Annotated in this window: 11 protein-coding genes; 2 read left to right on the forward strand and 9 right to left on the reverse strand. The window is 67.9% G+C overall.

What is annotated here, in order from left to right:
- Positions 1–378 precede the first annotated feature (378 nt).
- Positions 379–705 carry a hypothetical protein gene (locus CEW88_RS08695; RefSeq protein ID WP_254694373.1) on the forward strand — a complete coding sequence of 109 codons (327 nt, stop codon included), beginning with the start codon at positions 379–381 and terminating at the stop codon, positions 703–705.
- Positions 706–753: 48 nt separating this feature from the next.
- Here the strand turns inward: CEW88_RS08695 and CEW88_RS08700 are convergent, their stop codons facing one another.
- The 9 genes from CEW88_RS08700 to CEW88_RS08740 form a co-directional block, all read right to left on the reverse strand.
- Positions 754–2,022 carry a BatD family protein gene (locus CEW88_RS08700; RefSeq protein ID WP_108965978.1) on the reverse strand — a complete coding sequence of 423 codons (1,269 nt, stop codon included), beginning with the start codon at positions 2,020–2,022 and terminating at the stop codon, positions 754–756.
- Positions 2,019–3,590 carry a vWA domain-containing protein gene (locus CEW88_RS08705; protein ID WP_108965979.1) on the reverse strand — a complete coding sequence of 524 codons (1,572 nt, stop codon included), beginning with the start codon at positions 3,588–3,590 and terminating at the stop codon, positions 2,019–2,021. The genes CEW88_RS08700 and CEW88_RS08705 overlap by 4 nt, the downstream gene beginning before the upstream one ends.
- Positions 3,587–4,597: a VWA domain-containing protein gene (locus CEW88_RS08710; RefSeq protein ID WP_108965981.1), complete on the reverse strand. Its 1,011-nt coding sequence runs from the start codon at positions 4,595–4,597 to the stop codon at positions 3,587–3,589. The genes CEW88_RS08705 and CEW88_RS08710 overlap by 4 nt, the downstream gene beginning before the upstream one ends.
- A complete protein-coding gene (locus CEW88_RS08715) occupies positions 4,594–5,091 on the reverse strand; it encodes a DUF4381 domain-containing protein (protein ID WP_108965982.1) in 498 nt (165 codons plus the stop codon). Before CEW88_RS08715 ends, CEW88_RS08710 begins: the two co-directional genes overlap by 4 nt.
- Positions 5,088–6,065 (reverse strand): DUF58 domain-containing protein, encoded by a 978-nt coding sequence (locus tag CEW88_RS08720; protein WP_108965983.1) that lies wholly within the window; start codon positions 6,063–6,065, stop codon positions 5,088–5,090. The genes CEW88_RS08715 and CEW88_RS08720 overlap by 4 nt, the downstream gene beginning before the upstream one ends.
- Before the next feature lie 9 nt (positions 6,066–6,074).
- Positions 6,075–7,079: an AAA family ATPase gene (locus tag CEW88_RS08725; RefSeq protein WP_108965985.1), complete on the reverse strand. Its 1,005-nt coding sequence runs from the start codon at positions 7,077–7,079 to the stop codon at positions 6,075–6,077.
- Positions 7,080–7,103: 24 nt separating this feature from the next.
- The gene (locus CEW88_RS08730) at positions 7,104–8,087 is read right to left on the reverse strand and encodes an HAD family hydrolase (protein ID WP_108965987.1); all 984 of its coding nucleotides are present in this window, start codon (positions 8,085–8,087) and stop codon (positions 7,104–7,106) included.
- Positions 8,088–8,202: 115 nt separating this feature from the next.
- On the reverse strand, positions 8,203–9,771 hold the full coding sequence (locus CEW88_RS08735) for an arylsulfatase (protein ID WP_217626431.1): 1,569 nt from the start codon (positions 9,769–9,771) through the stop codon (positions 8,203–8,205).
- A gap of 1,326 nt (positions 9,772–11,097) precedes the next feature.
- Positions 11,098–12,039, reverse strand: a complete 942-nt coding sequence (locus tag CEW88_RS08740) for a LysR substrate-binding domain-containing protein (RefSeq protein ID WP_108965990.1) — start codon at positions 12,037–12,039, stop codon at positions 11,098–11,100.
- 106 nt (positions 12,040–12,145) lie between these two features.
- Here CEW88_RS08740 and CEW88_RS08745 point away from each other — a divergent pair, with 106 nt between their 5' ends.
- Complete coding sequence (locus CEW88_RS08745; protein WP_108965992.1) at positions 12,146–13,660, forward strand: catalase; 1,515 nt, start codon at positions 12,146–12,148, stop codon at positions 13,658–13,660.
- Positions 13,661–13,663 lie beyond the last annotated feature (3 nt).

A 13,663-nucleotide genomic window follows, 5' to 3' on the forward strand; every position in this document is an offset into this window, starting at 1 on the left:
GAGATACTCCCGAATGCGGCGGCGTCCGCAAATTCGGCAGGGACAGCGCTGGGCGCCGTCCGCCCAGATGTACCGCCCCCGCGCGCCCATTTGGCCGTTGCGAGCGGGGGGCGCCTGACCCGCGCCTGGGGCCGCCTGTTGTTCGATCTGGCGCAATCGCGCTCTACGCCCGTCCGACGTGCCGATCTACGCGGCGCTTGGCGCTCTCGCTGGCGGTGCCGCCGTGCTGGATCTCCTACGGAATGCGCTCCTTCTGGGCGCTGTGCTGGGAGAGAAGGGCGTGGTGATGAACATCTTCGTCGGGCTTGGCCTGCTGGCGGAACCGGTTCAGGTTCGACCGGAACCAGGCGGTCCTGGTCCCGAGACGAAGGCCGCCGCATGACCCGCGCGCCACACCGCATCCCGCCCAAGGACGGGTACCGCCAACGCCCTGTCGGCAACGGCATTACCTGGATTGACGAGCGCTTCATCCAGGACTTCGACCGCTGCAACATCTGGCTCCTGCGCGGGCGGGAGCGGGATATCATGGTCGACAGCGGCATGGGCGTGCTGCTCTCGGGCGACATCGTCCATGACGGCCCGTTGACCGAAGCCCCCCTCACGCCAAGGCAGATGCCTACATCCGTTCGATGCAACGCCGCGCGCGGCTGCCGGTGCGGATCGTGCACAGCGGGCATTTCCCGTCGGTCTCCGGCGAGCGGCTGACCGAGATCTTCCCCGACTGGCTCAGGGACACGCGCGTCTAGAGGGCGTCTAGAGCGCCCCACCCGGATTGAGCGGCGGCAAGGCGGCCTGCCGCGCGCCGCGCGCTTCGCGGGGGCGGGCCGCCTCGAGTGCGCCGCGCAGGCCGGTCCAGGCCGTGTCCCCCGCCCCGGTCTCCTGCCCGCCGTAGCGCTGCGCCCCCAGCGCCAGCAGCGCCGCCTCGACCGGCGCGGCGCGGCGCGGGTCCGGCCCCTCCACGCGCCCGGCCCAGAGATCGAGCGCAGGGCGCAGCGCGACATGGTCGCGCGCCGCGATGACCCGCATCAACGCCCGCCAGGCATGGCCCTCGGAGGCCAGCACGCGCGCGCGCCGCTCGGCCCGCCGCCGCGACAAAGCCGGCAACAGGACGCGCAGCCCGAAACAGAGCAGCCCCAAGGCCAGCACGGCGGCCCCTGCCAGCAGTGCGAGGCGCGCCGGATCGAGCGGCGCGCTCCGCCCCGGCGGCGGCCCGTCGATCCGCAGCTCGATCCCGGGCGCAGAGGCGGTCTTCACCACCCCGTCGTCGGTATCATACCACTCGAGCCGCACCTCCGGCAGCGCCCCCCCGCCGCCCGCCTCGGCAAGATAGGTCACGCTTTCGACCCGCGTGCCGCTGAGCGCGCCCCGGTCGTCACTCTCGGACAGCCGTGGCTCGTCCGGGTAGGCGGCGACCCCCGGCAGCTCCGCCGGCGCCAGCAGCTGCGGCAGGAACATCGGCGACACACCCGTCACCGCGACCGTCACTTGCCGCTTGAGGCTATCGCCGGGCACCATCGTGCCGGGCTCGCCTTCGATCTGCTGCGTAAGCGACAGCTCAGAGGCGGCGATGAAGGGATCGAGCCCTTCGGCCCCGTCGGGCACCACCCCGGAAAAGGCAATCGGCCCGGTGGTCAGCGTCACCTGCCGCGCCTCGCCCGCGCCCACGTCCTGCCAGGTCACAAGCACCTCCTGCGGCGGCAGCACCACCTGCCCGGGCACCATCGGCGAGATGCGATAGTGCCGCGAGATGCCCGCCCAGGTCTCGCCGCCGATCCGCTCCGACACCGGGTTGGTCGAACGGGACGGCAGGCGCACCAGCAGGTTCGGCGCTTCGAGGCTCGGCCAGACCGGCGGCCTTGGCATGAAGCTCGGGACCAGCACGGTCAGCCGCAGGCTGAGCGGCTGACCGGGGATCGCCTCGGTCTCGGGGAAGTCGACGATGAGCTGCGGCATGTCCTCGGGCTCCTGCGCCCTGAGCGGCAGCGGCAGAAGCAGGACGAGCACGCAGAGGATACGGATCATTGTCCACCCTCCGAGGGCGCCGGAGCCGCAGGCTGTGCCGCCGCATCGCCATCTTGAGGCGGCTGTGCCGCCTCAAGCGCGAAGCGCATCCGCAGGAAGTCCTCGGTCCGCGTGTCGACGGTGTTCATCCATTGATCGGCGGTCAGCAACCCGCCGCCTCCCGCGTCCGCAGCCTCGCGCAGCGTCTCCTCGCCCTGCCCGCTCTCGTTGTCGTAAACCTCCTCATCGGCCCCGATCCCCTGGTCCTCGCCGGTGTCCGAGGCGAGCTGCGCTGCCTCGACATAGGCGACGATGCGCTGCGCAGTCTCGAGGTTCTCCGCCGCGCCGGGATAGTCCGGATCGCGCGCCAGCGCTGTCTCGAAGGCCCGCACGCCGTCCCGATAGTGCCGCCCCTTGATCTGCGCCACGCCCTGAAGGAAGGCCGCCTCGGCCGTCTCGACCCGGTCCAGCACCAGCACGGCATCCTCATATTGCCCGTCCCGGTAAAGCGCGTAACCGCGCCAGAGCGGATCGACGAAAAGATCGGCCGCGCGGTCGTAGTGCTTGTTCTCAAAAGCGATGCGCCCCTGCTGGTCTGGCGTCAGGAACCAGTCGGCGATCCCTTCGGCCCGCGCGCCCTGCGGCGTGAGCAGCAGCGTCAGCCCGGCGATCGCCGCCCACCGCATCGTCCAGCCCCGACGGAAGCTCAGCAGCAGGATCAGCGCGGCGGGCCAGGCCAGCCAATGCGCCCCGTCCTCCCAGGGCTGGTCCACGTCATCGAGTTGCGCACGCCGGTAAGCCGCGTTGAGCAGCCCGTCGAGCCTGCGGATATCCGACGGATCGGGCGTGGCCTCGACCACCGGCGCCGAGAGCGCATCAAGCCCCCGGTCGCGGCTGCCCTCCGGGCGCATCGAGAGCACCGCGAGCGGTGCCACGCTGGCATTGAGCGGCGCCACGTCGGCGGGGTCCAGACTGTCAGTGACAAAGAGGATGCCCCCCGGCGCGGTCTCCTCAGCCAGCATCGCGGCGGCCAACGCCAGCGCCTCGCCCGCCACCGCGCCTTCGCGCGGCATGACCTCGGGGCTCAGCCCCTCGAGATAGGGCACCATGACCTGCGCGTCCTCGGTCATCGGAAGCACCACATGGGCCGTGCCCGCATAGGCGACCAGCGCGGTGCGCGCCCCGGCGCGCAGGTCGAGGAAGTCGCGGATCTTCTGCTTGCCGCGCTCGAGGCGCGACGGGGCGAGATCGGTCTGCTCCATGCCCGTCGTCACCGCGAGCACGATCACCGCGGGGGCCGATTGTGCCGCAAAGGGGTCAGGCTGGCGCGACCAGCTCGGCCCCGCGGCCCCGAGCGCGGCAAGGAGCAGGATCGCCGCGGTGCTGTCGATCGGCAGGACGCGCCGGCGCTGCGCCCGACCCACCGTCAGCGCCTCGCGCAGGTGCGGGGCGATGCCCTCGGCTAGAATCGCGCCGCGCTGGACCGGGCGGCGCACCCACCACCAGGCAAGCAGGATCAGCGGCACCAGCAGCAGCCAGAGCGGGCGCAGGAAGTGAAAGGCCTCGAGGAAGAGCGGCAGGTCGGTCATGCCGCCTCCTCCGCCTGTCGCGCCGCCCGTGCCTGTCTGCGGCGTCCGCGCAGCTGCAGCCAGAGGACCGCGCCCAGCCCGAGCAGCGCCGCCAGCCCCATGGGCACCCAGGACAGCGAGCGGCGCGGGCGGAAAGACAGCGTCTCGGTCTCGCGCGGGGCAAGCGCGTCGATGCGGGCATAGACCGCCTCCAGCGCGGCGGCGTCCTCGGCGAAGAAATACTGCCCCCCGGTGCGCGCGGCGATGGTCTGCAGCGTGGCAAGGTCAACCCGGTTCTCGCCGGTGGCCTCGGGATCGCCGACGCCGATGGTAAATATCTCGACACCCCGATCGGCGGCGATCTCGGCGGCGTTGACCGGGCTCATCCGGCTGGCAGTGTCCGAACCGTCCGACAGCAGGATCAGCAGACGCTGGTCGATGTCGCTGGCCTCGAAGGTGCGGATCGAAAGGCCGATGGCATCGCCAAGCGCGGTGTGCGGCCCGGCCATGCCGACCTCGGTGGTGCCGAGCAGCTCGGTGATCGTGGCCAGATCATCGGTGAGCGGCGCCTGCAGGTAGGCCGCGGTGCCGAAGACGATCAGCGCCATGCGGTCGCCGTCGCGCCCGGCGACAAAATCCCCCACCACCTGCCGCACCCCGGCGAGGCGCTGGATCCGGGTGCCATCCGGCGTGGCGAAATCCTTGGCGTCCATCGACCCCGAAATGTCGATCGCCAGCACCACGTCGCGCGCCGCCTTTTCGATGGTGATCGGCGCGCCGACCCGCTCGGGCCGGGCCAGCGCCAGCACCAGCAGCGCCCAGCAGAGCCCAGCGGTGATCGCCGAGACCACCGGGCGCGACAGGATCACCGCCCCGGCGCGCGGCTCGGCCCCCGCCGCCTCGGCCATGCGCCGGAAGAACGGGAAGCGCAGCGCGCTTTCGCGCTCGCGGTGCGGCGGGAGCAGCCAGCGCACGAGCAGCGGCAGCGGCAGCAAAAGCAGCATCCAGGGCGCGGCGAGCGAGATCATGCCGCCAGCTCCCGCGCGGGCGCGGCGGGTGCGGCGCGATGGGTCTTCAGCCAGTGCTCGGCGGCGCGGCGCAGCTCGGGCGACGGGGCCGCCCCCGGGTCGCGGTAGGGCGCGCGGCGCAGCTCTTCGCCGGCGGTGTCGGGAAAGCGGCTCCTCGCGGTGCGCGACAGGAAATTCGTCCAGTCGGTGCCGGTGAGCGAGGCCACCTCGGCGCGCGGAAAGGCGGCGAGCGCGGCGCGGCGCAGGACAGCGGCGAGCTCGGCAGTGGTACCGGCCCGGTCCAGTTCGGCCAGCGCGGCGCGGCGATAGGCACTCGCCACGCGGCGGCGGTGGCCGAGCCCGAGCCCCCAGAGGGCGAGCGCCGCGAACAGCACCGCCAGCGCCACCCAGCCCCATGTCTGGGGCACCAGCGGCACCGGCGCGGGCGGAACCGGCTCGATCAGCTGATCGATCAGGCCCACGAGGCTTTCGGCTTCCGCTCCCTCCTCGTTCATCGCGGCCCGAGCCCCAGCAGCCGTCGCATCTGCGGCAGCGTTTCCTCCCCGGCAGAGAGCGGCAGGATCGCGACGCCGAAGCGCCGCTGCCAGTCGAGCACATCCGCCAGCCGCCCCTTCGACATCTCGATGAGCCCCTTGCGGGTGCCGGGCGCGGCCGTGTCGATCTCGGCCTGCAGCGCGCCGTCGGTGACGATGAGCTTCAGACCCGCCGGGATCTCGCCCGCGCTGGGGTCGGTCACCGGCACGAGGATGAGATCGTTGTGCCGGGCCAACCCCGAGACGATGCGGTCGGTCTCGGCGTCGATGCCGTCGAAGTCGCTCAGCACGATGATGAGGTGATTGCGGCTGACAATTCGGGCGACCGCGCGCAGCACCTGCGTCAGGCCGATCGGCGCGACGTTGGGCGCCTCGGCATGCAGCAGGGTGTTGGCCTCGGCCAGCGCGGTGAGGAAGCGGTTGAGCGCGGCGCGGCTGCGCTGCGGGCGGATCTCGGCGATCATTTCGTCGCCAAAGACGATGCCTCCTACCCGGTCGCCCTGGTCGAGGATGCGGAAGGCGGTCATCGCGGCGGCCTCGGCGGCGGTGACCGATTTCATCGCGCGCCGGGTGCCGAAGAACATCGACATACGCTGGTCGACGACGATCAGCGCCGGACGGTCGCGCTCCTCGGTCATCACCCGGACGTGCGGTTTGCCGGTGCGGGCGGTGACCTTCCAGTCGATGGCGCGGATGTCGTCGCCGGGCAGGTAGTCGCGCAGTTCCTCGAAGTTGAGCCCACGGCCGCGCAAGCGCGACGCGTGACGTCCGTTCAGCACCGACTGCGCCGGCTGGCGCGGCAGGAAGCTGAGGCCGCGCGCCGGACCTTCGAGGCTGCGCAGGTAGGCCAGATCGGTATGAATGCGCGGGTCATCCAAGACCTGCGGGGCCTTGCCCAGGGTGCCGGTGCGGATGCGGGCGGCGCGGTCCTTCATCTTGCCTCCTCAGGGCAGCGCCACCTGCCGGACGATCTCGGCCACCACGGTATCGGGGCTGACGCCCTCGCCCTGCGCTTCGTACGACAGGCCCAGCCGGTGGCGCAGCACATCGGGCACCACGGCGCGGATGTCCTCGGGGTCGACATAGTCGCGCCCCGCGAGCCAGGCGTGGGTGCGCCCGCATTTGTCGAGCGCCAGCGAGGCGCGCGGGCTGGCCCCGACCTCGATCCAGCGCTTGAGGTCGTCACCGAACTCGGCGGGCACGCGGGTGGCGTTGACCAGGTCGGCGATGTAGCGCTCCATCTCGGGTGCCACGCGCAAAGCGGCGATCTCGCGGCGGGCGGCGAAGACCGCCTCCTGCGGGATCGGAAGCGGCGCGTCGGCAGCGCCTTTCCCGGCGCCACCCTGCGCGGCGATCTCCTCGCCGCGCACGAGGCGGATCACCTCGACCTCGTCCTCGACCGGCGGATAGGTGATGTTCACATGCATCAGGAACCGGTCCATCTGCGCCTCGGGCAGCGGATAGGTGCCTTCCTGCTCGATGGGGTTCTGCGTCGCCATGACCATGAAGAGCGGCTCCATCTTGTGGGTGGTGCCCGCCACGGTCACCTGCCGCTCTTCCATCGCCTCGAGCAGCGCCGCCTGCACCTTGGCCGGGGCGCGGTTGATCTCGTCGGCGAGCACGAGGTTGGCAAAGATCGGCCCCGCCTCGAAGCGGAACTCGCCGCCGCCCTCGCCCTGGTAGTAGACCTCGGTGCCGGTGACATCCGAGGGCAGCAGGTCGGGGGTGAACTGGATGCGGCTGAAATCGCATTCGAGGTTGCGGGCAAGCGCCTTGATGGCGCGGGTCTTGGCGAGGCCCGGCAGCCCCTCGACCAGCAGGTTGCCATTGGCGAGAAGCCCGATGAGCAGCCGCTCGATCACCTCGCGCTGGCCAATGATCGCCTCGCCCATGCGGGCGCGCAGGCTGTCGATCTGCGCCCGCGTGCCGCTTTGGGTCATGCCTTCCATACCGTCCTTACCTTTCCACGCAACTCAGTCGGTGGGGAACACCTTGGCCCAGTCCTGCGCCATGTCGACGATGGTCCAGCCAAAGCCCGGTCCCTCGTCGAGGCCGCGGTTCAGCGTGCCGATATGGCCGTCGCGGTCATAGGCAAACTCGCGCGCCGCGTCGGTGTGATGCACCAGCAGGCCAAAGCTCGGCCCCTCGCCCGAGGTGGTGTATTGCAGCATGGCGAAATCACCGTCGGAATTGCCCGCGGCAAAGATCGGCTTGCGGCCGATGTGGCGGATGATGCCGACCGGCTTGCCCTCCTTGTCGTCGATGAAGGTGACGCCGCCGTTCTTGGTCAGCATCGGCAGCCCGTCGACCACCTCGAAGGAGGTGTTGCCCTCGGTGCCGACCACCTGCCACGGCGGGATGCCATAGGTTTCCTCGGAGAAGGCGCGGATGAAGTCGATGCCGCCGCCCGAGACGATATAGGTGGTGAACCCTTCGTCGCGCAGGTAGCTCAGAAGCTCGAGCATCGGCTGGTAAACCATTTCTATGTATGGTTTTTCCGTCGTTGGGTGGGTGTAGTTCATGAGCCAGTCGCGCGCATCGGCCTGAAACTCGTCCACGGTTAGCCCCGAATGCGAGACGTTGATCACCTCGAGCAGCCCGTCCATGCCGGTGGCGAGAACGCCGCCGACGTCCCCCTGGGCGCCAGCCTTCAGCGCGTCGGTGGTGAGGATATCGGGATCGGCCTTGGCCTTTTCCTGCAGCACGTCGAGCGCGTAGAGCGCCTGAAAATAGACCGGCTGCTCGGTCCAGAGCGTGCCATCATTGTCGAAGGCGGCGATGCGGTCCTCGGGGGTCACGTAGTCGTCCGAGGCTGGATCGGTCACCGCCTCGACAAATTCGATGATCGCAGACTTGGCGCCGGTGTCGTTCCACGAAGGCAGCGGATCGGCGAAGGCGGGGGCGGCAAGCCAGAGCGCGGCGAGAGCGGCGGCGCAGGGCGCGTGCGTGTGGGGCATGGGTATATCCCTTCGAGGGCGGGCGTCTGCGCTCGTCAGCGCGCCGGTATCAATCGGAACATAGAAGAAAGGTCGGGCCGGCGGTCTGTGCCGGCCCGAGACAGGCGGAGCTGGATCAGTTGCTGCCCATGTTTGCGAGGCTGGAGTTCAGTTCTTCCTGGATCTGGTCGATCGAGAAGCTGTCCGGCCGCTGCGAGGGCGGGAACTCCTTGAAGGTCTCGAAGAACTTCGCGACTTCCTGCGACGCCGGGGCGACGAGATAGGCGTGGTCGCTCACCCAGTCCCAATAGGTGTTCGAGGTGATGTCGGCCCGCTCGTAGGGGTCAGCCCGCAGATCGAACAGCTTGGGCACGCGCAGTTCCGTGAAGGGTTCAGCCCAGACCGCCATGGTGCCCGGCATCCGCTGCTCCTTGAAGACGACCTTCCAGTTCTCGTAGCGCAGGGCCACGATCTCGCCGTCGTCGTTGATGTAGAAGAACTCGTTGCGGGCGCCCTCATCCGACGCCCCGGTGAGGTAGTCGAGCTGGTTATAGCCATCGAGGTAGTTGTTGTACTCCTTGCCGTTGATGGTCGTCCCGTCGAGCAGCCGCTGCTTGATGTCGGTTTCGCCGACAGCCGCCATCAGGGTCGGGAACCAGTCGAGGCCCGAGAACATCTCGGTATAGACGGTGCCGGGCTCGATGGTGCCGGGCCAGCGGATGAGCGCGGGGACGCGGTAGGCGCCTTCCCAGTTGGTGTTCTTTTCGGAACGGAAAGGAGTGGTGCCGGCATCCGGCCAGGTGTTCTGGTGTGGCCCGTTGTCGGTGGTGTAGATGACGATGGTGTTGTCGGCGACGCCGAGTTCGTCGAGCGCGTCCAGAACCTCGCCGATCACGCCGTCATTCTCGATCATGCCGTCGGCATATTCGGTCCGTGCGGTCAGCCCCGGCTCGCTGCGGTTCTCTTCGCGCACGTGGGTTTTGTAGTGCATCCGCGTGGTGTTGTACCAAGTGAAGAACGGCGTGTTCGATTCCACCGCGCGCTTCATGAAGTCGATCGCCCCGGCGGCGGTCTCCTCGTCAACCGTTTCCATGCGCTTGCGGGTGAGCGGGCCGGTGTCCTCGATCTCGCCGTCGGCGTAGGAATGCAGCACCCCGCGCGGGCCGAAGCGTTCGCGGAATTCCGGGTCCTGGGGATAGTTGAACTGCTCGGGCTCTTCCTCGGCGTTGAGGTGGTAGAGGTTGCCGAAGAACTCGTCGAAGCCGTGCGCGGTGGGCAGGAATTCGTCCCGGTCGCCCATGTGGTTCTTGCCGAACTGGCCGGTGGCATAGCCCAGGTCCTTGAGCGCCGAGGCCAGCGTCACGTCCTTGTCCTGCAGGCCAGCGTTGGCGCCCGGAAGCCCCACCTTCGACAGGCCGGTGCGCAGTGTCGACTGGCCGGTGATGAAGGTCGAACGACCGGCGGTGCAGCTCTGCTCGGCATAGTAGTCGGTGAATTTCGCACCCTCGGACGCGATCCGGTCGATGTTCGGCGTGGTATAGCCCATCAGGCCGAAACTATAGGTCGAAAGGTTGGTCTGGCCGATGTCGTCGCCGAAGATCACGAGGATGTTCGGCTTGGCCGCAGCATCGTCTTGCGCCCAGGCCGCCGAGCCCAGAGCCATCGCGGAACTGACGACGACGGCCGTCAACATTGTCCGTTTCATGTAAATCTCCCTAAAAATCAGTTAAAAAGCGAAACCACTTATATAACTCACTAGCTCCGGCTGAGCGGGTCACCGGTTGTCTCATGAGACTTACGCCGCCCCCCAAAAAAACGGGGCAACCGAGGTCCGGGTGTACAAATTTCCGTCGAAACCAGCCCCTCATCAGCGGCGACCTGCCTCATGCGGCCAGTATCATGTTGCCCTAACGTAAATGCAACCATTCCATTGTGATCTATCGGAATATTAGACTTCTCGGCGGCAATGCGCTGCCGAGACTGTGCATATTTACGTCCGCAATGCGGCGCGAGGCCGGCTCGGCGCCGCTCAAGGGCCACATGGCGCGCAATCAACCGCGTTGCTGCCAAATTGCAAATGGCTGCCCCGCAACGATTTTGCGGGGCTGCAGAACCAGTTTGAGGCAGGGCCACGCCTTGGGGCCGCTTCGATCCATCGCCCCGACGCAGATCGCCTCGCCGGCGCCGCCGGGCGGCGGTTTGGCACCGATCCCGCCATGGCCACCGACGTCGGGGTACATTCATCTCGGGGACAAGTCGCGGCCCGGCCCGCGTCATCGCAACGTGCCCCTTGCGCGGGGCCCGTGATCGCGCCGCGATGACCAATCCATGGTGTGCCGTGTCAATCGGGCTGGCCGCGTCCGCCAGCGCCTCTGTTCGGCGCGCCACGACGCGAAACTTCAGGAAACATCGCAAAGACCTGCCCGAGACCCGACTCATGCCCGCCCGTCTTCCGTGACCCACAGCGCCCGGTCGCACCACCTAAAGCTGTCAAATAGCGCGGATTTCACACCTTTTGAGAGAGTTTGCCTGACAGAAGCGCCTCTGGACTTCACATCTCGGAAACACTGAGTTTGCACCAAGCGAGGCTTTGCCATCCTATCGGCAAGATTTAGCCCATGATTTCCGTACATTACCTTGCGGCAACGCAGAAAGGCCCCCAGTTACCGCGATGAAACACAGAAATTCCGGGATAGCCCAAGCGGACAAAGCCTGTATTCTGACCCTGTTACCAGTCTGACGTCATTTAGAATCATTTGTTTTTACGAGTCCCGCTAGGTCGACCAAGCGTCTTTGCGGCTCGGCGTTAAATTTTCCCTCAACGCCGGGCTTCCCCAGGAAAGGAGCCGCGTCCCAAGGCTCCAATCCTCAAGTCCCGAACCGACTCTGCCTGCCTCTGGCATCCTCGTCTCCCCAGCGATCATGGCCGGGGTGGAGGAGTCGCTCAAGGACCAAGAAGCCGCGCAGCTTTCTGCGCGGCTTCATACGCGTTCCCGACAGCGCGTTTCCTCAACTACGGCGTGGCGCATCCTCAGCGGTCCGCCGGAGCGATTTCTGGGCTCTTGCGCACACCCTCCACCAGCCCGTCCCCCACGGTCTGCAGCACGTCCGCGAGCTCGGTGAACCAGCCCTCGCGGTGACTCGACGCGCGGCGCGCCAGCGCCACGATTCGCGCCGGCTCCGGCGTCCCGAAGCGCCGCAGGTGCATGCCCGGCGACGCGCGCAGTTCGGTCAGCGCCGCAACCTCCGGCATCAGCGTCAGACCAAAGCCCGCCGCCACCAGCCGCGACAGCGTCGAGAGTGACGTCGCCCCCATGTTGATCCGCGCGTTGCCCCTGCCCCGGCCACAGACCGCCAGCGCCTGATCGGTCAGGCAGTGCCCGTCTTCAAGTAACAGAAGCTGGCTCTCCGCAAGGCCCTCGGGGCTGGGCACGCCGCCGATCGACGCAAGCCGCGCGGCGCTGCCGGCCAGCAGGAATCGGTCCTCGAAAAGCGGCAGCACTTCAATCCCCTCCTGCTCGATTGGCAGCGCCACCAGCGCCGCGTCGAGCGCGCCCTCGGCGAGCCGGGCAAGCAGCGTCTCGGTCTTGGTCTCGGTCACCTCGACGTCGAGCGAGATGTCTTCGGCCCGCAACGCGGCCAGCGCCTCGGGCAGAAAATAGGGGGCGATGGTCGGGATGACGCCGAGCGAGAGCGTGCCGGTCAGCCCGCCGCGCCGCCGCGCCGCGTGCTCCAGCCCCGCGACCTCTGCGAGGATGCGCTCGGCGCTCGCCAGCACCTCGCGACCGAAGGGGGTCAGCAGAACGTCGCGCGCCTGCCGCTCGACCAGCGGGCCGTTCAGCGCCGCCTCGAGCTCGCGGATCTGCACCGACAGCGCGGGCTGCGAGACATTGCAGGAGTCCGCGGCGCGGCGGAAATTGCGCTGCGCGGCGAGGGCACGGAAATAGCTCAGCTGACGAAGGGTGACAGGCATAAGAAATTCCTATCACTCCGACAAGGATCCGCAATTGGGAACTTACGTCCGCCCCTCTAGTTCATCGCACACAAGGGCACTCCCGCCTCATCTCCATGGAGGACTCATGAGCAAGCGACTGACCACATCCGCCGGCGCGCCGGTGCCGACAAACGAAACCTCGGCCACCGCCGGTCCGCGCGGTCCGGTGCTTCTGGAAGACTACCAGCTGATCGAGAAGCTCGCCCACCAGAACCGCGAGCGCATTCCCGAGCGGGTGGTGCACGCCAAGGGCTGGGGCGCGCAGGGCACCTTCACCGTGACCCATGACATTTCCCAGTACACCTGCGCCAAGATTTTCTCGCAGGTCGGCAATACCTGCGACATCCTCTCGCGCTGGTCGACGGTCGCGGGCGAACAGGGCGCGGCGGATGCCGAGCGTGACGTGCGCGGCTTCTCGCTGAAGTTCTACACCGAGGAAGGCAACTGGGACATGGTGGGCAACAACACCCCCATCTTCTTCATCCGCGACGCCTACAAGTTTCCCGACTTCATCCGCACGCAGAAGCGCCACCCCAAGACCAACATGCGCTCGCCCGAGGCCATGTTCGACTTCTGGGCCGGCCAGCCGGAGTCGGTGCATCAGGTGACGATCCTGATGTCGGACCGCGGCATTCCGAAGAACCCGATGCACATGCATGGCTACGGCTCGCACACCTATTCGCTGTGGAACGCGCAGGGCGAGCGCTTCTGGGTGAAATTCCACTTCCGCTGCCAGCAGCCGATCGCAAACTACACCAACGAGCAGGCCGAGAAGATCGTCGGCGAGACCCGCGAGAGCTTCCAGGAAGACCTGTACAATGCCATCGACAGCGGCAACTTCCCGAAGTGGGAGATGAACATCCAGGTGATGCCCGAAGCGCAGGCGGCCGAGCTCGACTTCAATCCGTTCGATCTGACCAAGGTCTGGTCGCACAAGGATTTTCCGCTGATCCCGGTGGGCATGCTCGAGTTCAACAAGAACCCCGACAACTATTTCCAGATGGTCGAGAACGCCGCCTTCTCGCCGTCGAACAAGGTGCCCGGCATCGGCTATTCGCCCGACAAGATGCTGCAGGGCCGGCTCTTTGCCTATGCCGACGCGCACCGCTACCGGCTTGGCACCCACTACGAGGCGCTGCCGCCCAACGCGCCCAAAAGCCCCGTCCACACCTACCACAAGGACGGCGCAATGCGGTTCTTCCCGCCGCAGACCGGACATATCGACGCCTATTACGAGCCGAACCAATACGAGGAGTCGGCCAAGGCGGACCCGTCGGTCATGGAGCCGCCGCTGAAAATCTCGGGCGACGCCGACCGCTACACGCAGGAGGACAAGGATGCCGACTACGTCCAGCCCCGCGCCCTCTACAAGGAGGTGTTGGGCGATGACGAGCGCGCGCGTCTGCATCTCAACATGGCCCGGGCCATGGCGCCGGTCTCGGACGGCGTGCGCGAGCGCTGGTACGCGGTGCTGGAGCGGGTGCACCCGGACTACCTTGCCGGAGTGAAGAAGGCCGCGGCGGACCTCGAGAGCGGCAATATCGACGACTACCCGGGGATCCCGGTCACCGGCGACACGCCGGTGCGCGCGGCAGAGTAAGCC

The organism is Alloyangia pacifica (assembly GCF_003111685.1).
GTDB classification, from domain to species: Bacteria; Pseudomonadota; Alphaproteobacteria; order Rhodobacterales; family Rhodobacteraceae; genus Salipiger; species Salipiger pacificus_A.